Origin of the sequence: Kribbella sp. NPDC003505 (assembly GCF_040610875.1) — a bacterium.
Classification (GTDB): Bacteria; Actinomycetota; Actinomycetes; order Propionibacteriales; family Kribbellaceae; genus Kribbella.
In genome coordinates this window covers 254,392-275,657 of the sequence record NZ_JBEXNA010000014.1, presented here as the reverse complement: position 1 = coordinate 275,657, position 21,266 = coordinate 254,392, and the positions used below count along the sequence as shown (strand labels likewise).

The following is a 21,266-nucleotide window of genomic DNA, read 5'->3' as shown; positions in this document are numbered from 1 at the left end:
CGTGTCCTCCTCGGACTCGTTGCCCCTCGATCTTGGTCCGGACAACGCGCCTGCTGTTGCCGAGGGCAAGGGGTTCAGCGTTCACCTGGAGAACTTCGAGGGGCCGTTCGACCTGCTGCTGCAGCTGATCTCGAAGCACAAGCTGGACATCACCGAGATCGCGCTGTCGGTGATCACCGACGACTTCATCGCCCACATCAAGGCGCTGGGGCCGGAGTGGGACCTCGACCAGACGTCGGAGTTCCTGCTGATCGCGGCGACGCTGCTCGACCTGAAGGCGGCGCGGCTGCTGCCGAAGGGCGAGGTCGAGGACGACGAGGACCTGGCGCTGCTGGAGGCGCGGGACCTGCTGTTCGCGCGGCTGCTGCAGTACCGGGCGTTCAAGCAGATCGCGGCGCTGGTGCAGGAGCGGATGGCCGTCGAGTCCCGCCGGTTCCCGCGCGCCGTCGGGGTCGAGCCGCGGTTCGCGGAGCTGCTGCCCGAGGTCCTGCTCGGGCTCGATCCGGCCGGGCTGGCCGCGCTGGCCGCGAAGGCGATGGCGCCCAAGGACGACGTACCTCCCGGGGTTTCGCTCGCCCATCTGCACGCGCCGGCCGTCACCGTGCGGGAGCAGGCGGAAGTGATCGTCGACCGGCTCCGGCGGCAACGCAGCGCCACGTTCCGTTCGCTGGTGGCCGATTCGCCGGACACCGTCACCACCGTGTGCCGGTTCCTGGCGCTGCTCGAACTGTTCCGCGAGGCGGCGGTGTCGTTCGACCAGGTCACCCCGCTCGGCGAACTCACCATCCGCTGGACCGGCACCGACGAGGGCGAGATCGCCGTCAGCGACGAGTTCGACGAGGAGCAACAACCAGCTGACGAATCCGGCGAAGCCCCGCACGTCGAGGACGACCCCGACTTCCTCGAACCCGGCGAGAGCCACACCGACCCAGAAGACCCCGCCCCAGACACCCCCGAGACGGCAGACCAGTGACCAACTCCCAACCCCCTACCCCCGACCAGACCGACTCCTGGGACGGTGCTGAGTGTTCCGACGAGGCTGAGCCCACCCGGGACGCCGACAGGTCCGCTTCCGCGAACCTGCCCGAGGGAGCGGACGAGTCCGGCGCCTCCGAGGGTGTGGCCGGGACCGGCACGACCAGCATCGACGACTCGCCCGAGGCCGCCGATCCCGCGGATGGCGCCGGCGGCTCCGACGAGTCTCAGGCGGCCGAGGTCGCTGATCAGACCGCATCCGCAGACCTGCCGGACGGAGCGGACGGCCCCGAGGCGGCCGACGCCTCCGAGGGTGCTGACGGGACTGGCACGACCGACGACACCGACAACGACGGCTCGCTCGAGGCCGCCGATCCCGCGGATGGCTCCGACGGCGGCGGTGATGAGGACTACCTGCCGCCGGGGCAGACCGCGGTGCCGGTGGGGGATGAGGTGGTTGTCGACGACGACACGATGCGGCGGGCGCTCGAGGCGATTCTGATGGTGACGGACGAGCCGTTGCCGGTGCTGACGCTGGCGCGCGCGGTCGGGCGGCCGACGGGTGATGTGGCGGGGGCGCTGGCGGAGCTGGCGGCGGAGTACACCGAGCAGGGCCGCGGATTCGACCTGCGTGAGGTGGGCGGCGGCTGGCGGTACTACACGCGCGTCGAGGCCGCGCCGTACGTCGAACGCTTCGTCCTCGACGGCCAGCAGGCGCGCCTCACCCAGGCCGCGCTGGAAACCCTCTCCGTCGTCGCGTACAAGCAGCCTGTCAGCCGCGCCCGTGTCTCCGCCATCCGCGGCGTGAACGTGGACGGCGTGATGCGCACCCTCGTCGCCCGCGGCCTCGTCGAGGAGGCCGGCTCGGACACCGAGTCCCAGGCGACCCTGTACCGCACCACTTCGTACTTCCTGGAACGCATGGGCATGCAGTCCCTGGACGACCTCCCCGAACTCGCCCCGTACCTCCCCGACATGGACGACATCGAGGACGAGCTCGCCGCCCAATCCCTCCCACCCGCAGAACCCACCCCCGAGACCCCGACCGCCGAGGGTGCGGACGCCGAGGGTGCGAACGCCGAGGGTGCGGACGCCGAGGGTGCGGATGCCGACGGTGCGGATGCCGAGGATGCGGACGCCGACGGCGTCGACGCCGAGGCTCGGGACGGCGAAGGTGCGGATGCGGAGGCCCCGGATGCCGAGCTCCCGGATGCCGAGGGTGCCGACGTCGAGGCCCCGGACGGCGATGTTGCGGGCGCGGACAGCGCGGATGCCGAGGCTCTGGATGTCGAGGATGCGGACGCCGAGGGCGTGGAGGGCGTACGCACGGACGACGAGCTGGACGCGGAGGCGTCGGGCAGTGTGGACGCCGTCGGCGTCGGCGAGTTGGACGCTGAGGATCGCGGGGATGACGGCGACGCCGTAGCTGCTCCGGCCCAGGCGGACTCCGGTGAAAGCGCCGAGGCATCCGACGGCGCGCCTGATGACGCCGAAATGAGCGGCTGGGACGTGGAGTCGGGTGCCGAGGGCGGGGACGACGTGGTGTCGGACCGTGCGACGGCCGGGCCGGCGGGCGAGCGTGCCGGCGGGGCTGACGGTTCGGGTGTGGAGGGTGGGGTTCGGGATGGGGGATGAGGCCGGGGTTCGGCTGCAGAAGGTTCTGGCTCGGGCGGGGGTGGCTTCGCGGCGTAGTGCGGAGATCTTGATCGAGGAGGGGCGGGTCGAGGTCGACGGGCGGGTGGTGACGGAGTTCGGCGTGCGGGTGGATCCCGAGACGGCTGTCATCCGGGTGGACGGGGCGCGGATCCCGCCGGTGAGTGCGAACGTGTACCTGGTGCTCAACAAGCCCCGCGGTGTCGTGACCACGATGTCGGACCCGCAGGGGCGGCCGTGCATCACGGACTTCGTGCACGACCGGCCGGAGCGGCTGTTCCACATCGGGCGGCTCGACACCGACACCGAAGGGCTGTTGCTGCTCACGAATCACGGTGAGTTCGCGCACCGGCTCGCGCATCCGTCGTACGAGGTCTCCAAGACGTACGTCGCCGAGGTCGAGGGCAACGTCAAGCCAGGAGCACTACGCAAGCTCCTGGACGGCGTCGAACTCGAGGACGGACCGGCCCGCGCGGACACGGTGAAGATCGTCTCGACGGTGCCCGGCCGGACCCTCGTGGAGATGTCGCTCCACGAGGGCCGCAACCGGATCGTCCGGCGGATGTTCGACGCGGTCGGTCACCCGGTCAAGCGGCTGACCCGGACCGCGATCGGCCCGGTCCGCCGCGGCAACCTGCACACCGGCGAGCTCCGCGAGCTGGACTCGAAGGAACTCGGCCAGCTCCTCGACCTCGTCGACCTCTGAACAAACGAGGGGTTATCCACCCCAGGAGGGGTTCTCCTTTGATATACCAGGGGAGAACGCCCCGCTGGGAGGGATAACCCCTCGTTTTGGCGGCGGCGCCGGGGCCTACTCGCCGGACACCTGCTCGTACTCCTGGTCGTCCTCGAAGCGCCGCGCGTGCGCCACCTCGGTGAACGTCCGCGGCACCTTCCCGAGCGCCTTGATCACCGTCGACTCCCCGTTGGCGTGCCCGAACTCGTACAGGTAGGGCGCCCCGGTCTCCTTGTCCACACCCAGCACGATCGTCTTGAGACCGCAGGCGTTCGCGACCAGCGACTCGAACCCCTGCCAGGTCGAACGCCGGACCACCTTCACCACCGGCTGACCCGAGACCGGGATCCGGATGGTGTAGAGCGCCCCGTTCCGCGTGTTGGCGAGGAACGTGTCGTACGTCGCCGTCTGGCTGATCAGCGCCATCGTCTTGACCGCGCTGAAGCCGGTGTACGTCGTCTTCCGGCTGAACGCCGTCCCGTCGACGTTCCAGCGCACGATGGTGTCGCCGAGGACCGCGTACGCGTTGTGCCGGACCAGTGTGGTGCCGCGGTTGAATCGTGAGCTCTCCAGGTAGCGGACGTCACCCCAGCCGCCGCCGACCAGGGTCCGCTGAACCGAGCCGGGCTCGACGTCGCCGTAGAAGTCGTTCACCTTGTACGTCAGCAGGTAGAGGCTGGTGCCGAGTACGACGTACTGCCGGCGGGACTCGCCGTGCTGCTCGGCGTTCATCTGTGTGCCGAGCCCACTGGTCAGACGGACCTGGCCGTCCGGCAGCAGGTCCTTGCCGCCCCAACTGCTGGGGCTGGCACCAGGCGGCACTACGCCGTACAGGCCGCGCAGGATCAGGTCGCCGCCGCTCGTCGTCGAGGCGAGCGACATCTGGCAGAACGGCACCTCACGAGCGACCGCCGAGGCAGGTGCCGCCTGGACCAGGGCACCGGCCGCCATGACGAGGCCGAGAACCCCTGCTGCGCGTTTCACCATGTTCACTCTCCGTAGAGTAGGACGCCGGCTTCAGGCGCACTGGGATAGGAGCGGAAGTACGCCTTGTCTTCCGGCGCGGCGAGTTGGTCGCCCACTCTGCCCAGGCCGTTGATGACGGTGGCGGCCCCGTTGGCGTGGCTGACGGCGTACAGGTAGCCGCGCCGGGTGTCCTTGTCGATGCCCAGCAGCAGCGTGCTCTGGTTGCCGCACTTCTCGGCGATCAGCGTCTCGAACGTCTGCCAGGTCGACGTCCGCACCTTCTTCACCACCGGGGCGCCGCTGAACGGGATCCGGATCGTGTACAGCGCGCCGGCGCGCGTGTTGGCCAGGAACGTGTCGTACGTCGCGGTCTGGCTGATCAGCGTCATCGTCTTGACCGCGGAGTACCCGCCGTACGTCGTCTTGGCGCGCCAGGCGGACCCCTCCACGGACCAGCGTGTGATGACGCCTCCCTCCAGCGCGTAGGCATGGGACGTCGACTTCTCCACGTAGCTCTGGTGGATCCAGCCGCCGCCGACCCTCGTCGTCCGGTACGACTCCGGGTCCAGCTCACCCGTGGTCACGTCGGTGACGTACCGGTACCGGTAGAGCTCGGTGCCCATCACGATGTACCCGCTCCGCGCCATGCCCGACGGCGGATCCGGCTCCCAGCCTGACGTGGTCGCGAGGCGCACCCGGTCCACGGGGAACAACGCCTTCGGCCCGACGCTCGGCGGCGCCGCCGTGACCGGTGCGGTCGCGGTGATCCGCTGAAACTTGAGGTCACCCTGCACGGTCGCCGTGCCGAGCGTCATCGAGCAGGCTGCGCTTACCTGCTCAGCAGCAGCCTGTGCCGGTCCCGGCACCAGCGCCGCCGCCGTCATCGCCGCGCCCAGCGCACCCGCGGCGATCCGAGTTCTGGTCATCCAGCCTCCTTCGAGGAGTCGTGTCACTCACTCGATGCCGAGGATGCCGGAAAGGTTAGAGATCGGTCGAAGAACTCGCGGACGAGCCGTCGTACGGCGGGAACAGCGCAGCGGGACGCACCGACCAGCTTGGCTCGCGCGGCGGCCGTCATCAGTCCGGCCGATTGCAGCTGCGGGGCGAAGGCGGCGTAGTCGGTCCAGATCCAGTGGTTCGCGTCGGACAGCTGCACCCGGCGTACTGGACCGCCATGGGAGAGGACGGCTGACCACGTGCGGTCGAATCGCTCGTCCCGGAAGCCGTCGGTCCCGGCGAGCAGCAACGGCTTCCGAGTGCCGTGCGCTGCGATCGGGTAGAGCTCGCCGTCCAGCGTGTCCAGGTAGCCCTCCAAGTTGGCAGCGGCTCGCACCTGTTGCTGCTCGAGCGACACAGCGGCGGTCGCACCGCCGGCGGAGTGGCCGTAGACGCCGACGCGGCGCGGGTCGATGGACGGGTGCAGCTCGGTCAGGTGTTCGAGCACAAATCTCAGGTCGGCGAACCGCGTGTCCATCATGAGACGCGACTGCACCGGGTCGGTCTGCACGTCCGGACTGATCTCGATGACCCGCAGCCGCTCGTCCGGGAACACCACCTCGCTCGTCTCGCCAGGGTGGTCGAGGGTCAGGACGACGTACCCGTGGCTGGCCAGGTCTTCGGCGAGAGAGGTGCCGATGGTCCGCGGGTCCGCACCGCCCGGGCTGTAGACCAATGTGGGGCGTCGGCCGTGCAGAGCGGGCGCGTCGACGTACGAGTGGGTCAGTGTGGCGCCCCAGCTCACGCCGCTCGTCGGCAGCTCCGGATGCAGGACGCCGGCGTCCAAGGTCTTGAAGACCTCTGCGGCAGCCGGGGCGAGCTGTGGTGCGCGTTGGTACCCCTGTACGGCGCGTGCGGGATAGAAGACCGTCAGCACGAGCTCTCGGGTCGGCGCGCCGTTCCACGGGTCGAAGCGGTGCGGGTCGGTCAGTGCGCGCGTCGTCGTACCGACAGGCCAGGGGCCGGTGGGAGCCGGCAGGCGCAGTGTCAGGTCGGTCACGGCGTTCGCCGTCTGCAGCGGAACGAGCGCGGAGGCGGCGGAGGCCGCGGAAGCGGTGAGGAAGGTTCGTCGTCTCATGTCGACGACGCTGTCAGAGGCACCGGCCGCGGTCAGCTGATGAGAACGGATCTCCACCCGGAGTTACAGCTCCGGGTGGAGATCCGTCGAGGTCATGCGCCGGCGAGGATCGTGCCTGTGGTGTAGAAGCGGAAGTACGAGTCGGTGGCCGGGAAGGTGGTCGGCACCTTGCCCAGGCCCTTGATGACGGTGGCGGTGCCGTTGGCGTGGCCGACGGCGTAGAGGTAGCCGGCGCCGGTCTCCTTGTCGATGCCGAGCAGCAGCGTCCCGTAGTTGCCGCACTTCTCGGCGATCAACGTCTCGAAGCCCTGCCAGGTCGAGGTACGGACCTTGGTCACGACCGGCTTGGCGGAGCCCGTGGGCACCTGCACGGTGTAGAGCGCGCCGCCGTTCGTGGTGGCCAGGAACGTGTCGTACGTCCGCCCCTGCCCGATCAGCACCATCGTCTTGACCGACTTGAAACCGCCGAAGGTCGTGTAGTACTTCCAGCCGCCCGGTGTCACCGTCCAGCGGGCGATGAGGCCGTCGGTGAACTGCTGGATCAGCGAGTAGACGTTCGAGCGGCCGGGGTACTGGCTGGCTTCGACGTACTTGTGCAGTTCGTCCCAGCCGCCGCCGATCAGGGTGTTGTGGAGGGTGCCCGGGACGATCGAGACGCCCGTGCCGTCCGTGATGTAGCTGGTGCCGTACATCCGCGGACCGAGCGCTACCAGGCCGGTGCGCTCCTCACCGGCCGGTACGACGAGTTCGGTGCGCACCGCGGTCGGCAGGTGCGCCTGGCCGTCCGGATAGAGGTTCATGGGGCCGAGTTGGCGGACACCGGCGGAGGGTGCCGCGGTAATGGTCTGGGAGGTGTGGTCGCCACCGGGGGTGACCGAGCCGAGCCGCAGCGAACAGGCTGCGGCGGCGCCGGCCGGTGCCGCATCGGCAGGGGTAGCCGCGAACCCTGCGGCCAGCAACGCTCCTGCGGCGAGCATTCGCCCGTATTTGATCATCTGAAACCCTTTCGTCAGTGGTCACGATGCGGGCGGACGCCTCATTGTTGCGGGCATCAAAGGGATAACGCCGGACCACGGCGCGCCTGCGACACCCCCCGGTTGTCGGAGGTGAGCCGTAGTGTGGGTGATGTGAACCGGCGAATCTTCGGTCTGGAGAACGAGTACGGCGTCACCTGTACGTTCCGCGGGCAGCGGCGACTGACCCCGGACGAGGTGGCGCGGTATCTGTTTCGGCGGGTCGTGTCCTGGGGGCGGAGCAGCAACGTCTTCCTCCGCAACGGGGCCCGGCTCTACCTCGACGTGGGCTCGCACCCGGAGTATGCGACCGGTGAGTGCGACTCGGTCACCGACCTGATCGCGCACGACAAGGCCGGTGAGCGGATCCTCGAGGGACTGCTGGTGGACGCCCAGAAGCGACTGCACGACGAGGGCATCTTCGGCGACGTCTACCTGTTCAAGAACAACACCGACTCGGCCGGCAACAGCTACGGCTGCCACGAGAACTACCTGGTCAGCAGACACGGCGACTTCGCCAAGCTGGCCGACGTGCTGATCCCGTTCCTGGTCACCCGGCAGCTGATCTGCGGCGCGGGCAAGGTGCTGCAGACGCCGCGCGGCGCGGTCTACAGCGTCAGCCAGCGCGCCGAGCACATCTGGGAGGGCGTGTCGAGCGCGACCACCCGGTCCCGGCCGATCATCAACACCCGCGACGAGCCGCACGCGGACGCCGAGCGGTTCCGCAGGCTGCACGTGATCGTCGGCGACTCGAACATGTCCGAGACCACGATGCTGCTGAAGGTGGCCAGCACCGACCTGGTGCTGCGGATGATCGAGGCCGGCATCGTGATGCGCGACCTGACCCTGGACAACCCGATCCGGGCGATCCGCGAGATCAGCCACGACATGACCGGCCGCCGCGAGGTGCGGCTGGCGAACGGCCGCGAGGCGAGCGCCCTCGACATCCAGACGGAGTACCTGACGAAGGCGCGCGACTTCGTCGACCGGCGCGAGCTGGGGACGCCGGCCGTCGAGCGGGCGCTGTCGCTGTGGGAGCGGACGCTGAAGGCGATCGAGTCCGGCGACCTGAGCGGCATCGAGCGTGAGATCGATTGGGTGATCAAGTACCGGCTGATCGAGCGCTACCGCTCGCAGAACAACCTCGGCCTGGCCAGCCCGCGCGTCGCGCAGCTCGACCTGGCGTACCACGACATCCACCGCCCCCGCGGGCTGTACTACCTGCTCGAGCGCAAGGGCGCGGTCACCCGGGTCGTCGACGACCTGCGGGTCTTCGAGGCGAAGTCGGTGCCGCCGCAGACCACGCGCGCGCGGCTGCGCGGTGAGTTCATCAAGCGCGCCCAGGAGCGCCGCCGGGACTTCACCGTCGACTGGGTGCACCTGAAGCTCAACGACCAGGCTCAGCGCACGGTGCTCTGCAAGGATCCCTTCAAGTCGCACGACGAGAGGGTCGAGAAGCTCATCGCGAGCATGTAGCGGCTCGCTAAATCGAGTGCCCGGTCGCTGTGCGCTGCTTAGAAAGAGCGCATGGCGATCGAGATCCGGCCGGTCACAGCGGCTGAGACCAAGGAGTACCTGCGCGTCCTGCCGTACGTGAACGGCTTTCCGCAGGAGGAGCCCGAGCCCTCGGCCTGGTACGCCGGGAGCGCGGCCTGGCCTCCGCAGGTCCCGCGGACCGAGCAGCAGTTGGAGCAAGAGGCCGGCGAGCTGCTGACGGACTGGTTCCGGCCGCAGGCGGCGTTCGTCGACGGCAAGATCGCGGGCGGTTCGGCCATCGTGTCGGTCGAGGTCACCGTGCCCGGCGGGCGGCAGGTGGCCCTCGGCGGCGTCACGTCGACTGCCGTGCTTCCGACGTACCGTAGGCGTGGGCTCCTGCGGCAGATCATGTCGGCGATGCTCGACGACTGCCGGGAGCGCGGTGAGTTCCTGGCCGGGCTGAGTGCGAGCGAGGGGACCATCTACGGGCGGTACGGGTTCTCGCCCGCGACGTTCCAGCACCGCTGGGAGGTACGGCGTACCGACGTGGCGTTCCGCGACGACTTCACGGACCCGGGGTCGCTCGACCTGGTCGACTGCGCCGAGGCAGCCGTGGTGTGGCCGGTGCTGCACGAACAGGTCCGGGCGGTGCGGGTGGGGGAGATCAGCCCGCTGCCGGGTAAATGGCAGAACCTAAATCGCCTGCCGGCCGACGGATCCGGACCGGCGCATCACCTGGTGCACCGCGATGCGACAGGTGCTGTCGACGGTGCCGCGATCTTCCGGCTGCCCTGGTCGCCGGATCCGGCGCTGGCCGGCGTACTGCAGGTGGAGGCCTTCGAGGCCCTGACACCCGACGCGTACCGGGCGCTCTGGGCGTTGCTGCTGGACTTCGACCTTATCAAGCGCATCGTGGCCGCGCGGCGACCGGTCGACGAGCCCCTGCGGTGGATGCTGACCAATCCACGCGCACTGAAGCTGACCCGGACACGCGACAATCTCTGGCTCCGCATCCTCGACGTACGGCGTGCTCTCGAAGCCCGTACCTACGCAGCGACCGACGCACTCGTGCTGGAGGTCGACGGTCACGGACGCTGGCGACTGGAGGCAGCACCCGACGGAGCGGCATGCACTGCGACAGACGCCGACGCAGACGTCAGTCTGACCGTGAACGAGCTGGGCTCGCTGTACCTCGGCGGGGTGCGTGCCAGCGAGCTCATGTACGCCGGTCGCGTTGTCGAGCGCACAGCCGGCGCGGTCTCGCGACTGGACGCACTGCTACGACAAGATCGCGCCCCGCACAACGCGGTCGGTTTCTGAGGCCTGTCACTGTCGCTGTCACTGTGTGTGGTGTGACGTAACGGTGACGCGGGCAGCCGGCTACGTGGTTGAGTGCGCAGGCTAGGGTGGTCCGCGTCGTTGACCGGAGGCAAGCGGCGCACTACGAGCGCCGGGATGGTTCGAGGTGCTGGTTTCGTGCGCAAGTTGTTGAGTCTCGTCGTGGTCGCGGCGCTGGGGGCGTCCCTGGCGGCCTGTGGTTCCGACAAGAAGGACGAGTTCGGGGCTGCCGGTATCAAGGTGACCGCGGACTTCGGGCAGAAGCCGACCATCACCCACCGCGACGGCGAACCGGACAAGACCCTGGTGACCGAGGTCCTCAAGGAGGGCGACGGTCCCGAGGTCAAGAAGGGCGAGCTGCTCACCGCGAACTACATCGGCCAGATCTGGCGCGACGGCAAGGTCTTCGACAACTCCTACGACCGCGGCGCTCCGTCGTCGTTCCCGATCGGCGTCGGCGGTGTCATCACCGGCTGGGACGAGGGACTGGTCGGCAAGAAGATCGGCAGCCGGGTGCTGCTGTCGATCCCGTCCGACAAGGGCTACAAGTCGCAGGGCAACGAGCAGGCGGGGATCAAGGGCGACGACACGCTGATCTTCGTCGTCGACCTGGTCGGCGCGGCCGCCAACGACACCCCGCTGAACGCGGATCCGGTCACGCCGTCGGCGTCGACCAAGATCAAGGTCTCCGGCGCGCTGGACGCCGCCCCGACGGTGACGGTCCCGGCCGGCACCAAGCCGCCGGCGAAGCCGGGCAAGCCGGTCGTGTTCGCGCAGGGCAAGGGCAAGCCGATCGAGAAGGGCGACCAGCTGATCGGCCGGTTCGTCATCTACGACTACGCCGGCAAGAAGCAGGCCAGCACGTGGGACGCCCAGCCGGCCACCGCGCAGAGCCCGGCCCAGCCCGCCGCTCCGACCGACCAGCTCCCGACCGTCGGCGGCGCCCAGGCCGGACCGCTCGACGGCTTCGTCGGGATCCCGGTCGGCAGCCGCGTCCTGGTCGAGCTCCCGGCGTCCAAGGACCAGGCCGGCAAGGTCGTCAACGCGTTCGCGGTCATCGACGTCCTGAATGCCTTCCCGGCTCCCAAGCAGACCGGGCAGTAGCAGCATCGGCACCGAAGGACCGGCCTCCCGCCACGGGAGGCCGGTTCTTCGGCGTTTCAGCGGGTACGGCGGACCGGGCGCCCGCTGAACCAGCGGTTCGCGTCGGCCTGGAAGCTGAGCACGATCGCGCTGATCACGGCGGTCAGGTGAACGCATCGGATCGCGGCGAACGCGACGAAGGACGCGGACCACTCGAGCGCGCCGAAGTCGCCGTCGCGGAGGAACCAGCCGATCGGACCGACGATCAGCGAGGCGACCCCGACGGTGCCCAGCAGGCCGGTGAGCAACCAGCGGGACCAGCGGACGCCGGGGCGGAAGTAGCGGTCGATGGCCACGAACAGACCGCCGTACACGAGCGCGCGGAAGGCGATCTGGACGAACAGGCCGAGGACCGGCGAGCCGTCGGCGATCGCGCCGAGGACACCGAGGACCGACTCGGCGACACCGGCGCCGACGGCCGTGAACCACAGGGCAGTCGCCCCGCGAACCGCCAGCGGCGGCTCCGGCCGGGCGACGGGTCGAAGCGCAGGAGCGCGGTGCTTGGTGCTGTTCATGCCAACCACTGTCGCGGCCCGAGCCTCTCAGATCAGGAGTACTGCGACCCCACTCCAGGTGGTGGTACGTCCACCAGACCGGCTGCGTGGCGGCCGGCTGCCGCGGCAGCCTCGAAGTACGCGCGGTCCTGGTCCAGCGACCGGCCCATCGTCGACAGCTTCGCCGGCGCGGCCCGGAGCGCGTCGTACAGGCCGTCGACTCCCACGCGCACCACCCGGTGCCGTGCCTTCAACGGCTCGGCCGCGTCCCGTACGGCATCCCCGAAGTCACCGGGGAGATCAGGTACGACGACATCGGCCGGCTGGAGTGCCACGCGGCCGTATGCGGTGAGGCTGTGGTGCGAGATACCACGGTGACGGGGACGCGGGTCCGCTTCGGAGATCCGCAACGACGCGACGGCCCGGCCGCCCAGTGTGCCGATCGCGTTGACCGCCTCGCCCGACTGCACGCCGGAGAACCCCCAGCGCGTCCCGGTGCCCAGGTTGCCCGGGCCTTGCGTGATGACCACCAACTCGGCCGCCAGGACCTGCACAGCCGTCAACAGCCCGGTGTGGACGGTCACCGCTTCACGGTCCCCGCCGTACGCCTGGCCGACCGTGACAGTCCCACTGAGCCAGCCGGCGTCCCGCAGCGTCGCGACGCTCCGCGAGAACGCGAGCGGCAGCGCCCCGCCGTCTGTCATCACGTAAACCACCCGTGTGGTCGGCCGTGCCTCGTACACACCCGCGAGCACGGCCGGCAGCGCGGAGTGGAGGTCTGCGACGACCACCGGCGTACCGAAGAGGTCGTCCGCGTCCCGCAGCACGTCGTGGTCGGGGGAGTCCTGCTCGTCGGCGCCCAGCACCATCGCCTGCAGCGGCGTGTACCGCGCCTTCACCAGATGCCCGCGCTCCGGAGGATCCTCCGGCAGGCGGTCCGGGATCGCCACCACCAGGGCATAGCCACCGGTGCCGAGGCCGCGGTCGAGCGCGCTCACGTTGAGCAGCACACGGTCACCGGCCACCGGCCTGCCGACCAGGTCCGGATAGGCCAGCGCGCGCACAGGCTGTTCGCCGACCATCACTGTCAGTTCCAGTGCGCCCGCCCAGCTCCGCCCGGCCTGCGCCACCACACCGTCCCGCCACCGAATCACAGCCCGACATTAGGGCATGCCCCCCAACCCCACGCCTACTGCGCGGCACTCGGCACCTGCTCGCGACGGCGTGGGGTTGGGGGCCATGCCCACGGGTCGAACCGGTGTTCGAAGTTTCGGTGCGAAATGGCGGGTTTTGGCCGCCCGGAGGCCGTAAGGTGGTCGGGTGTCGGCGCGGAAGAGTGAGCGGCTGCTCAACGTGGTCATCTGCCTCCTGGTCGCGCGCACGTATGTGACCAAGGAGCGGATCCGCGAGGCCGTCGAGGGGTACGCGGGGCAGACCGACGACGCCTTCGAGAAGATGTTCGAGCGCGACAAGGACGAGCTGCGCGATCTCGGCATCCCGATCGAGATGGGCACCATCGACAAGTTCTTCTCCGACGACGTCGGCTACCGGATCCGCCGGGACGTCTTCGAGCTGCCCGAGGTGCACCTGGAGCCGGACGAGGCCGCTGTCCTGGGCGTCGCGGCCAGGGTGTGGCAGCACGCCGGCCTCTCCGAGGCGACGACGTCGGCGGTGCTCAAGCTGAAGGCGGCCGGGATCCAGACCGACCAGTCCGCGCTCAGCGCGATCGAGCCGCACGTCGGCGCGTCGGAGCCGGCGTTCGACCCGCTGTGGACCGCTGTGGTGGCGCGGCAGGCGGTGCGGTTCCAGCACCTGCGCAGCGGGGCATCGGAGCCGACCACGCGCACCCTCGAGCCGTGGGGCATCGTGTCCTGGCACGGCCGCTGGTACGTCGTCGGCCGCGACCGGGACCGCGAGGCGACCCGGATGTTCCGGCTGTCGCGGATCGGCGGGGACGTGAAGACGGTGGGGGAGCCCGGCGCGTTCACGGTGCCGGAGGGGACGGACCTGCGGTCGCTGGTGACCGAGCTGGCCCCGCCGCGGCCGACTTCGGAGGCGAAGGTACGGGCGCGGACCGGCTCGTGTGTGAGCCTACGGCGCCGCGCGAACGCCATCGAGCCGTACGAGGACGGCTGGGACCTGCTGCACGTCCCGTACGCCGACTCGTCGGTCCTGGCCGAGGAGATCGCGTCGTACGGACCGGACGCCGTGGTGGAAGGCCCGGGCGAAGTGCTGGACGGCGTGCTCTGGCGGCTGCGGACGGTGGCCGGCGCGTGAGCGAGCGGAGCGAGCTCACCATCAGGTGCAGCGTAACTTGTGCCTCATTCGCGCCCGGAGCGAAGCGAGGACGCGAATGAGTAATGCGCGTGACCAGGTGCAACGGCTGCTGGCGCTTGTGCCGTACCTGCGGGAGAACGACGGCGCTCGTGTCGACGACGTCGCCAAGGAGTTCGGCGTCCGCCCGAAGCAGATCATCGCGGACCTGAAGGTGCTGTGGTTCTGCGGGCTGCCGGGCGCCCAGATGGGCGACCTGATCGAGATCGACATCGAGGCCGCCGAGGGCGACGGCGTCATCCACATCAACAACGCCGACTACCTGGCGCGGCCGCTGCGGCTGGCCGCGGCGGAAGCGCTCGCGCTGCTGACCGCGTTGCGGACGCTGCGTGAGGTAACCGCCGGCGCCGACCGGGACGCCGTCGACCGCGCGATCGCCAAGCTCGAGCGGGCGGCCGGCGAGGCCGCGGCGGCGAACGAGGGCGCGGCCGCGCATGTTCACGTCGAGCCGGCCGCCCCGGAGATCGCCGAGATCGTGAACCGCGGCCTGGCCACGAAGCGGCGCCTGCACCTGACGTACGACGTACCGTCACGGGACGAGACGACCGAGCGCGACGTGGACCCGATGCGGCTGGTCGTGTCCGAGGGGCGCACCTACCTGGAAGCCTGGTGCCGGCTGGCCGAGGACGTGCGGCTGTTCCGCCTGGACCGGATCGCCGCCGTCAAGCTCCTCGACCTCCCGAGCGAACCGCCGCCCGAGGCGACACCGCGGGACCTGTCCAACGGTATGTTCCAGCCGTCCGAGCGCGACCTGCTGGCCACCGTGAAGCTCGCGCCTCCGGCCCGCTGGGTCGCCGAGTACTACCCCAACGAGTCCGTCGAAGAGGGTCCCGAGAACTCCCTCATCGTCAAGCTGCGCGTCGCCGACACCGCCTGGCTGCAGCGCCTGGTCCTCCGCCTCGGCGGCGCCGCCACGGTCCTGGACCCCGAGGACCTCACGGCACAGATCGCCGCTACCGCCCGCGACGCGCTCTCGGCGTACGACGTCTAGCCCTGACTGAGCTGCTTCTCGAGTGGGGAGCGAAAGCGTGGCGTGACCCGCACACCGGCCAGCCACTTGGTCCACCGAGCCGCCTCGGCCGCCACCATTGCCGTCGTGTCCGCACCGACATCTTCCAGGAGCTGGTAGCGGACCTCGCCGGACTCAGGCTGCCCCCAGGCGCCGATGATCCGGCCGTCCGACCAGATGCTCGGGCCGATGTTGCCGGTGGTGTCGAAGAGCTTCGGTTTGTGCGGACCCAGGAACCAGTCACGCTCCTTCCAGCCCATCGGCGTCGGGTCCAGACCGGGCAGGAACGCCACCCACGGCTCGACCGGGACCTCCGGCGCCTCGTCACCGGGAAGCACAAACCCGACCTGGCCGTCCAGGTCCACCTCGACCGCCTCGACGGCGGCCAGCGCCTTCCGCGTCTGACCGAGCGTCCACCCGGCCCACCACTGCAGATCAGCCGCCGTGCCAGGGCCGAACGACGCCAGCCAGGCCCGGGCGAGCGTCACGCGCGCCTCCTCCGCGGACAGCTTGTCGCCGAGCCCGGCAGGCAGCCAGTCCGCGGCCGGCGACCACTGATGCTGTCCGCTCAGCCAGGTCCCCAGCGGACGCCCTCGCACGATCCGCCCGTCGGCGGCCAGCTGGAACAGCACGCGGCTCGTCACGTACGGCTGCGCGCCGTACGACTTCCCGGGAGCCATGCTCAGCCGGGTCCGCAACCGCGGCTCGTCGGCGGACAGCTCCTGCGCCGTGGCCGAACCACGCAGTGCCAGCGCCGTCGCGGTCGCCTCTTCGACCGCGGCCAGCCACTGCCCGCAGGCGTCGGCGTCCTCCGCGACCTCCGCCTCGAGCAGATGCTTGACCAGCAACTTGCGCTGCTTGACGGCGATGTCGTTCGTGCACGCCGCCTGGACGATGGGCGCGAACGGCGTCGGTACGACGAACACAGTCCGCCGCATGCCCAGCATCCGGATCAGCGACCGGTCGTCGTACAGAGCACGCTCCGTGTCCGCGACGTCACTGCCCGGCACCCGGGCGGCCACGCTCAGGTGCACCGTGGCCGGATCGGACGCGTGCAACGCCACCATCGACGCGGCCGCCTCGACCGGATCGGCCGCCTGGCAGCCCGCTCCGAGCCGGTGCCGCCGCCCGAGCCGCGTCCGCCGCTCCTCGACCCCGATCCGCTCCATCCGCGGCCCCCTTGCTCGCCTCGATCACGCCGCACCGCCACTGCGGGACACTCGGTTTTACCATCACGTTCCGACACCGTTGTCCCCCGAGACGCACCGCGGGGCGTGGGTCCCGGCCAGGAAGCGGTTAGGCTCCTGGGTATGTACTGGTTCCTGTTGTTCCTCGCGGTGGTGGCGGTGTGGCTGCTCGTCCTCGCCCTGCTCGCGTGGAGGTTGTGGGGCCAGGGCAAGGCACTGACGCGTGAGTTGGTCGCCGCCCAGTCCAAGCTGGAGGCAGCGCAGTCCGCGGCCGGGTCTGGACAGACCCGTGAGGACGCCGGCGCTCCGGCGTAGTATTCGGCCACGAACTCAGGCTCGAGTCCCGAGTTGATGTTGGAAAGGGAGATCGACATGGCAGCACCGCTCATCGGTATGCCCCAAGGCGCAGAATGGCTGATCATTCTCGCGATCGTCGTGCTGCTGTTCGGTTCGGCCAAGCTGCCGGCGCTGGTGAAGCAGCTCGGCAAGTCGAAGAAGATCTGGGAGGAAGAGGTCGGCCCGAAGAAGAAGGACCCGGAGCTGACCGAGGAAGCCTCGCAGCCGCCGGCGCAGCAGACCGTGCAGCAGACCCAGGCGCAGCCGGCCCAGCAGCCGAACCAGGTGAACGGCCAGGGGCCGGGCGACGGCCTGCCGCCGCACACGGCCAACTGAGCCGAACGCCCCACCTGTGTCGATGGTGAAGTTCGGGCGGCGTAAGGAGAAGAAAGAACGCCACCCGAAGGACCCAGAGGGTCGGATGACCCTGCGCGAGCACATTGTCGAGCTCCGGAACCGGCTGCTCATCAGTGTGCTCGCGATCGTGGTCGGGACGGTCGTCGGCTGGATCTTCTACAACCACGCCTTCGAGTTCCTGACCAAGCCGTTCGTGACGAGCGTGGCCGAGATGGCCAAGGACGCCGGACAGACCAAGACGCCGCAGCTGACGTTCCCGGGCGTCGGCAACGCGCTGACGTTCCGGATCAAGATCTCGGCGCTGTTCGGCCTGATCCTGGCCGCGCCCGTCTGGCTGTACCAGCTGTGGGCCTTCGTCGCGCCCGGACTGCATCGCAGCGAGCGCAAGTGGGCCTACATCTTCTCGGCGATCGCGACCCCGCTGTTCGCCACCGGGATCGCGGTCTCGTACTGGACGCTGCCGAAGGGCATCGAGATCCTGCTCGGCTTCACGCCGCTGGACATCCAGAACCTGGTCGAACTGCCCGACTACCTGGACTTCGTGCTCCGCACGATGCTGGTCTTCGGCGTCGCGTTCCTGATCCCGCTGGTGGTCGTGCTGCTGAACATGGTCGGCGTGGTGCCGGCCGCCGCGCTCGGCAAGTTCCGGCCGTACATCATCCTGGTGATCTTCGTGTTCGCCGCCGTCGCGACGCCGTCCGGCGACCCGTTCACGATGTGCCTGCTGGCGATCCCGATGTGCCTGCTGTTCTTCGTCGCCGAGATCATCTCGCGCTTCAACGACAAACGCCGCGCCCGCCGGTCCGAAGAGCTGCTGGCGGACTGATGAGTCGGCGGATCGCGCTGGCGGTCAACCCCACCAGCGGCCGGGGACGTGGTGCGCGGATCGCGCCGGCGGTCCGTGAGCGGATCGCCGCCGCCGGGCCGACCGTCGACGTCCACACCACCACGTGTGCCGAGGACGTCGGCCGGATCGCCGCCGAGGTGGTCGCCTCGGGCGCGGACGCGGTCGCGCTGATCGGCGGCGACGGCACCGTCCACCTCGGCGCGCAGGTGCTGGCCAACTCCGGGATGCCGTTCGGCGTCATCCCGGCCGGCACCGGCAACGACTTCGCCCGCGGGATCGGCGTACCGCTGGGGGATCCGGCCGCGGCGGCCGACCTCGTGATCGCCGGCCGGACCCGGACGATCGACCTCGCGGTGGCAAAGGACAGGTTCATCACCACCGTCGTGGCCGGCGGCTTCGACTCGCTCGTCAACAAGCGCGCCAACGCGATGAGCTGGCCCAAGGGCAGTTCCCGCTACACCGTCGCGACGCTCGCCGAGCTCCGCACGTTCAAGCCCCTCGAGTACGTCGTGACGGTCGACGACGAGGTGATCGAGACCAAGGCCATGCTGGTCGCGGTCGGCACCGGGCCGACGTACGGCGGCGGCCTGCAGATCTGTGCCGGCGCCCAGATCGACGACGGGCTGCTGGACGTGACGATCATCGAGCCGGTGTCCCGGATGACGCTGTTGCAGCTGTTCCCGAAGCTGTCCAAGGGCACTCACGTCGGCCACCCGGCGGTGCGCGCCGTCCGCGGCCGCTCGGTCCGGATCGACTCGCCGGGCATCACGGCGTACGCCGACGGCGAGGTGCTCGGCCCGCTGCCGGTCGACATCGGGGTCGCCCCGGGCGCGCTCACTGTGTTCGCCTGAGTGTTCGCCTGAGTGTTCGCCTGAGTGTTCGCCTGAGACACAACTGACATGAACTGAGCTGTTCTCACGGCTGGCGTCCGTCTGATAGGAAAGCTTCCTAACAGTTCATCCTCGGACGCCCCTCGGAGGACCACATGGAGTACCGCCCCTCGCGCCGGACCACGCTGCTGCTCGGCCTGTCGCTCGCCGCCGTGCCGGCCACCGGGCTCGCCGTCTCCCGCTACGCGCCGCACGCCGACGCCGCGGTCCAGGCGACCGGCCTCGACGACCCGGCGAAGAAGGAGATCGCGATGCAGATCGTCTGCAGCGCGGAGAACTCGTCGCTGGACTGGAAGGCGCAGTACAAGTACATCGAGGACATCGACGACGGCCGCGGGTACACCGCGGGCATCATCGGCTTCTGCTCGGGGACCCACGACATGCTCGAGCTGGTCGAGCTGTACGCCGATCGCAAGCCGAACAACCTCCTGCAGAAGTACCTGCCGGCGCTGCGCCGCGTGGACGGCAGCGACTCGCACGCCGGGCTCGACCCGAACTACACCAAGGACTGGAAGACCGCGGCCAAGGATACGGTCTTCCAGCAGTGCCAGAACGACGAGCGCGACCGGGTGTACTTCAACCCGGCGGTCAGCCGCGGCAAGTCCGACGGGCTGCGCACGCTCGGGCAGTTCTGCTACTACGACGCGATCGTCATGCACGGCGACGGCGACGACGCGACCAGCTTCGGCGGGATCCGCAAGCGCGCGCTCGCGAAGGCGAAGCCGCCGGCGCAGGGCGGCAACGAGACGACCTACCTGAACGCGTTCCTGGACGCCCGGGTCTGGGCGATGAAGCAGGAGGAGGCGCACAGCGACACCAGCCGCGTGGACACCGCGCAGCGGGTGTTCCTCCGCAACGGCAACGTCAACCTGAACACTCCGCTGGACTGGAAGGTGTACGGCGACCCGTATCACATCGGCTAGCTAGCCACTGCGGACCTCCATCACCCACCAACCCTCGCTGCGGGCCTGTCGACGACCGCGGCTGAGCGTCGGGTCGCTCAGCTGTCGGCGGCTGATGAGTGGTGGCGGTCCGTGCGCGGATCGAGCTCCGCGCGCTGGCGGAGCATCGACAGGCTGGTGGCGAGCTGGTCGAGGACCGGCGCCGGCAGAACCGAGCCGGCCCAGGTCTGGAGTTCAGCCTCGACCGTGGGGGTCGCGGTGGCGAGGATCTCGGCGCCCGCGGGGGTCAGCTCGACCAGCGACGAGCGCCGGTCCGACGGGTTCGCCGTGCGCCGGACGCGCCCCGCGGCCTCCAGACGGTCGACGGCCTTGCTGGTGGCGCCGACGGTGATCGCCATCTCCCGTGCCAGGTCGTAGACCCGTGCCGTCCCGTGCGCCGCGATGAACCGCAGGAACTCGAACTGGCCGAGCGGCAGTGCGTGCTCGGCCTTCAGGCGGGCGTCGAGCACGTTGTAGAGCCGCGTTTCCAGCCGGACCAGGTCCGTGAACAATGCTGTGAGATCGGTCACGGGAATTAGATTCCTTGGAATGTAGTTGCGGAGAACTATATTCCTCGGAATCTATCAGGAGGCAGCTATGAGCCGGGACCAACGTGCGGTGGCGCGCAGCTTCATCACCAAGGGCGATCCCCTGCGGACGCCCGAGCAACAGCGGGCCGATTTCGACGCGGTGTTCGCCGAGCGGCCGCTGGGCGACGACGTCGCCCTGGTCCGAACCACTGTGGGCGGGGTGCCGGCGCTGGACGTCCAGGTCGAAGGAGCCGACGGCGACGGAGTGATCCTCTACTTGCACGGCGGCGGGTACATGATCGGCTCGGCCCGGACCGGCGCGAACCTCGCGGCGCCACTGTCCCGCCGTACCGGCCTGCCCGCGGTCTCGCTGGACTACCGGCTCGCGCCGGAGAACCCGTTCCCGGCCGCGGTCGACGACGCGCTGGCGGCGTACGTCGCCTTGCAGGAAGGCGGTCGGGACGTCCTGATCGCCGGCGATTCCGCGGGCGGCGGACTGGCGCTCGCCACGATCCTGGCCGCACGCCGGCAAGGTCTGCGGCTGCCGCCGGCGGCCGTCGTGTTCTCGCCGTGGACCGACCTGACGCTGTCCGGCGCCAGCATGGACGCGCGCGGCGACCAGGACCCGTTGTTCAGCCGGGAGCACTTCGACGCCTACGTGGACGCCTACCTGGCCGGTCACGAGCCGAAGGACGAGCTGGCCAGCCCGCTCCTCGCCGACCTCACCGGGCTGCCGCCGCTGCTGATCCAGGTCGGGTCCGCCGAGGTGCTGCTCGACGACTCGCTGCGGCTCGCGGCCCGCGCCGCGGAGCAGGAGGTGGATGTGAGCCTGGACGTGGTCGCGGGAGCCCCGCACGTGTATCAGTTCAACGTCGGCGTGATGGACGAGGCTGATGCCGCGCTGACCCGAGCCGCCCAGTGGCTGGCCCAGCGTGGCTTTGGGGGTGGGGTCGCATAGATTGGAGTC

General features: G+C 69.8%; 22 protein-coding genes. 14 read left to right on the top strand and 8 right to left on the bottom strand.

Features of this window, described 5'->3' with window-relative positions; all coding sequences use genetic code 11:
• The first annotated feature begins 19 nt into the window (after positions 1-19).
• From ABZX12_RS37240 to ABZX12_RS37230, 3 genes are read left to right on the top strand one after another with little or no spacing between them, the layout of a single operon-like run.
• On the top strand, positions 20-973 hold the full coding sequence (locus ABZX12_RS37240; RefSeq protein ID WP_355700190.1) for a segregation/condensation protein A: 954 nt from the start codon (positions 20-22) through the stop codon (positions 971-973).
• Positions 970-2,610, top strand: a complete 1,641-nt coding sequence (scpB, locus tag ABZX12_RS37235; RefSeq protein ID WP_355700159.1) for an SMC-Scp complex subunit ScpB — start codon at positions 970-972, stop codon at positions 2,608-2,610. Before ABZX12_RS37240 ends, scpB begins: the two co-directional genes overlap by 4 nt.
• Entirely contained in the window at positions 2,600-3,334 is a 735-nt protein-coding gene (locus ABZX12_RS37230) for a pseudouridine synthase (RefSeq protein ID WP_355700158.1), read from the top strand. Before scpB ends, ABZX12_RS37230 begins: the two co-directional genes overlap by 11 nt.
• 105 nt (positions 3,335-3,439) lie before the next feature.
• Here ABZX12_RS37230 and ABZX12_RS37225 read toward each other — a convergent pair whose 3' ends face one another.
• The 4 genes from ABZX12_RS37225 to ABZX12_RS37210 form a co-directional block, all read right to left on the bottom strand.
• Positions 3,440-4,351: a hypothetical protein gene (locus tag ABZX12_RS37225; RefSeq protein WP_355700157.1), complete on the bottom strand. Its 912-nt coding sequence runs from the start codon at positions 4,349-4,351 to the stop codon at positions 3,440-3,442.
• Positions 4,352-4,353: 2 nt separating this feature from the next.
• On the bottom strand, positions 4,354-5,256 hold the full coding sequence (locus ABZX12_RS37220) for a hypothetical protein (protein WP_355700156.1): 903 nt from the start codon (positions 5,254-5,256) through the stop codon (positions 4,354-4,356).
• Positions 5,257-5,279: 23 nt separating this feature from the next.
• Entirely contained in the window at positions 5,280-6,404 is a 1,125-nt protein-coding gene (locus tag ABZX12_RS37215; protein WP_355700155.1) for a prolyl oligopeptidase family serine peptidase, read from the bottom strand.
• Between the two features lie 92 nt (positions 6,405-6,496).
• The gene (locus ABZX12_RS37210; protein ID WP_355700154.1) at positions 6,497-7,399 is read right to left on the bottom strand and encodes a hypothetical protein; all 903 of its coding nucleotides are present in this window, start codon (positions 7,397-7,399) and stop codon (positions 6,497-6,499) included.
• Positions 7,400-7,531: 132 nt separating this feature from the next.
• Between ABZX12_RS37210 and pafA the strand changes: the two genes are divergently transcribed.
• From pafA to ABZX12_RS37195, 3 genes are all read left to right on the top strand, one after another.
• Entirely contained in the window at positions 7,532-8,893 is a 1,362-nt protein-coding gene (gene pafA / locus ABZX12_RS37205; protein ID WP_344202029.1) for a Pup--protein ligase, read from the top strand.
• Positions 8,894-8,944: 51 nt separating this feature from the next.
• A complete protein-coding gene (locus ABZX12_RS37200) occupies positions 8,945-10,213 on the top strand; it encodes a GNAT family N-acetyltransferase (RefSeq protein WP_355700153.1) in 1,269 nt (422 codons plus the stop codon).
• Positions 10,214-10,369: 156 nt separating this feature from the next.
• Positions 10,370-11,335: an FKBP-type peptidyl-prolyl cis-trans isomerase gene (locus tag ABZX12_RS37195; RefSeq protein WP_355700152.1), complete on the top strand. Its 966-nt coding sequence runs from the start codon at positions 10,370-10,372 to the stop codon at positions 11,333-11,335.
• A 56-nt stretch (positions 11,336-11,391) separates the two neighbouring features.
• Here the strand turns inward: ABZX12_RS37195 and ABZX12_RS37190 are convergent, their stop codons facing one another.
• The gene (locus ABZX12_RS37190) at positions 11,392-11,889 is read right to left on the bottom strand and encodes a hypothetical protein (RefSeq protein ID WP_355700151.1); all 498 of its coding nucleotides are present in this window, start codon (positions 11,887-11,889) and stop codon (positions 11,392-11,394) included.
• A 32-nt stretch (positions 11,890-11,921) separates the two neighbouring features.
• Positions 11,922-13,022: a DUF3866 family protein gene (locus ABZX12_RS37185; RefSeq protein ID WP_355700150.1), complete on the bottom strand. Its 1,101-nt coding sequence runs from the start codon at positions 13,020-13,022 to the stop codon at positions 11,922-11,924.
• 166 nt (positions 13,023-13,188) lie between these two features.
• On the opposite strand from ABZX12_RS37185, the gene ABZX12_RS37180 reads away from it, so the two are divergent.
• Both ABZX12_RS37180 and ABZX12_RS37175 read left to right on the top strand, forming a co-directional pair.
• A complete protein-coding gene (locus ABZX12_RS37180; RefSeq protein ID WP_355700149.1) occupies positions 13,189-14,145 on the top strand; it encodes a WYL domain-containing protein in 957 nt (318 codons plus the stop codon).
• Between the two features lie 76 nt (positions 14,146-14,221).
• Positions 14,222-15,193: a WYL domain-containing protein gene (locus ABZX12_RS37175; protein ID WP_355700148.1), complete on the top strand. Its 972-nt coding sequence runs from the start codon at positions 14,222-14,224 to the stop codon at positions 15,191-15,193.
• Here the strand turns inward: ABZX12_RS37175 and ABZX12_RS37170 are convergent.
• The gene (locus ABZX12_RS37170; protein ID WP_355700147.1) at positions 15,190-16,380 is read right to left on the bottom strand and encodes a winged helix DNA-binding domain-containing protein; all 1,191 of its coding nucleotides are present in this window, start codon (positions 16,378-16,380) and stop codon (positions 15,190-15,192) included. The genes ABZX12_RS37175 and ABZX12_RS37170 overlap by 4 nt on opposite strands.
• 141 nt (positions 16,381-16,521) lie before the next feature.
• Between ABZX12_RS37170 and ABZX12_RS37165 the strand changes: the two genes are divergently transcribed.
• The 5 genes from ABZX12_RS37165 (at position 16,522) to ABZX12_RS37145 (ending at position 19,751) form a co-directional block, all read left to right on the top strand.
• The gene (locus tag ABZX12_RS37165) at positions 16,522-16,713 is read left to right on the top strand and encodes a hypothetical protein (protein WP_355700146.1); all 192 of its coding nucleotides are present in this window, start codon (positions 16,522-16,524) and stop codon (positions 16,711-16,713) included.
• Positions 16,714-16,770: 57 nt separating this feature from the next.
• The gene (locus tag ABZX12_RS37160) at positions 16,771-17,070 is read left to right on the top strand and encodes a twin-arginine translocase TatA/TatE family subunit (protein WP_355700145.1); all 300 of its coding nucleotides are present in this window, start codon (positions 16,771-16,773) and stop codon (positions 17,068-17,070) included.
• 85 nt (positions 17,071-17,155) lie between these two features.
• The gene (gene tatC / locus ABZX12_RS37155; RefSeq protein ID WP_355700144.1) at positions 17,156-17,917 is read left to right on the top strand and encodes a twin-arginine translocase subunit TatC; all 762 of its coding nucleotides are present in this window, start codon (positions 17,156-17,158) and stop codon (positions 17,915-17,917) included.
• Positions 17,917-18,789, top strand: coding sequence for a YegS/Rv2252/BmrU family lipid kinase (locus tag ABZX12_RS37150; protein WP_355700143.1), 873 nt, complete (start codon positions 17,917-17,919; stop codon positions 18,787-18,789). Before tatC ends, ABZX12_RS37150 begins: the two co-directional genes overlap by 1 nt.
• A gap of 134 nt (positions 18,790-18,923) precedes the next feature.
• On the top strand, positions 18,924-19,751 hold the full coding sequence (locus ABZX12_RS37145) for a chitosanase (RefSeq protein WP_355700142.1): 828 nt from the start codon (positions 18,924-18,926) through the stop codon (positions 19,749-19,751).
• Positions 19,752-19,828: 77 nt separating this feature from the next.
• Here the strand turns inward: ABZX12_RS37145 and ABZX12_RS37140 are convergent, their stop codons facing one another.
• Positions 19,829-20,299 carry a MarR family transcriptional regulator gene (locus ABZX12_RS37140; RefSeq protein ID WP_355700141.1) on the bottom strand — a complete coding sequence of 157 codons (471 nt, stop codon included), beginning with the start codon at positions 20,297-20,299 and terminating at the stop codon, positions 19,829-19,831.
• Positions 20,300-20,366: 67 nt separating this feature from the next.
• Here ABZX12_RS37140 and ABZX12_RS37135 point away from each other — a divergent pair, with 67 nt between their 5' ends.
• Positions 20,367-21,257: an alpha/beta hydrolase gene (locus ABZX12_RS37135; RefSeq protein ID WP_355700140.1), complete on the top strand. Its 891-nt coding sequence runs from the start codon at positions 20,367-20,369 to the stop codon at positions 21,255-21,257.
• The last annotated feature ends 9 nt before the right edge of the window (positions 21,258-21,266 follow it).

Coding starts and splice junctions, on each gene's coding strand:
- ABZX12_RS37230 (WP_355700158.1), top strand. CDS start 2,600: ATGGGGGATGAGGCCGGGGTTCGGCTGCAGAAGGTTCTGGCTCGGGCG.
- ABZX12_RS37225 (WP_355700157.1), bottom strand. CDS start 4,351: ATGGTGAAACGCGCAGCAGGGGTTCTCGGCCTCGTCATGGCGGCCGGT.
- ABZX12_RS37220 (WP_355700156.1), bottom strand. CDS start 5,256: ATGACCAGAACTCGGATCGCCGCGGGTGCGCTGGGCGCGGCGATGACG.
- ABZX12_RS37215 (WP_355700155.1), bottom strand. CDS start 6,404: ATGAGACGACGAACCTTCCTCACCGCTTCCGCGGCCTCCGCCGCCTCC.
- ABZX12_RS37210 (WP_355700154.1), bottom strand. CDS start 7,399: ATGATCAAATACGGGCGAATGCTCGCCGCAGGAGCGTTGCTGGCCGCA.
- ABZX12_RS37200 (WP_355700153.1), top strand. CDS start 8,945: ATGGCGATCGAGATCCGGCCGGTCACAGCGGCTGAGACCAAGGAGTAC.
- ABZX12_RS37190 (WP_355700151.1), bottom strand. CDS start 11,889: ATGAACAGCACCAAGCACCGCGCTCCTGCGCTTCGACCCGTCGCCCGG.
- ABZX12_RS37175 (WP_355700148.1), top strand. CDS start 14,222: ATGAGTAATGCGCGTGACCAGGTGCAACGGCTGCTGGCGCTTGTGCCG.
- ABZX12_RS37170 (WP_355700147.1), bottom strand. CDS start 16,380: ATGGAGCGGATCGGGGTCGAGGAGCGGCGGACGCGGCTCGGGCGGCGG.
- ABZX12_RS37165 (WP_355700146.1), top strand. CDS start 16,522: ATGTACTGGTTCCTGTTGTTCCTCGCGGTGGTGGCGGTGTGGCTGCTC.
- ABZX12_RS37160 (WP_355700145.1), top strand. CDS start 16,771: ATGGCAGCACCGCTCATCGGTATGCCCCAAGGCGCAGAATGGCTGATC.
- tatC (WP_355700144.1), top strand. CDS start 17,156: ATGACCCTGCGCGAGCACATTGTCGAGCTCCGGAACCGGCTGCTCATC.
- ABZX12_RS37150 (WP_355700143.1), top strand. CDS start 17,917: ATGAGTCGGCGGATCGCGCTGGCGGTCAACCCCACCAGCGGCCGGGGA.
- ABZX12_RS37145 (WP_355700142.1), top strand. CDS start 18,924: ATGGAGTACCGCCCCTCGCGCCGGACCACGCTGCTGCTCGGCCTGTCG.
- ABZX12_RS37135 (WP_355700140.1), top strand. CDS start 20,367: ATGAGCCGGGACCAACGTGCGGTGGCGCGCAGCTTCATCACCAAGGGC.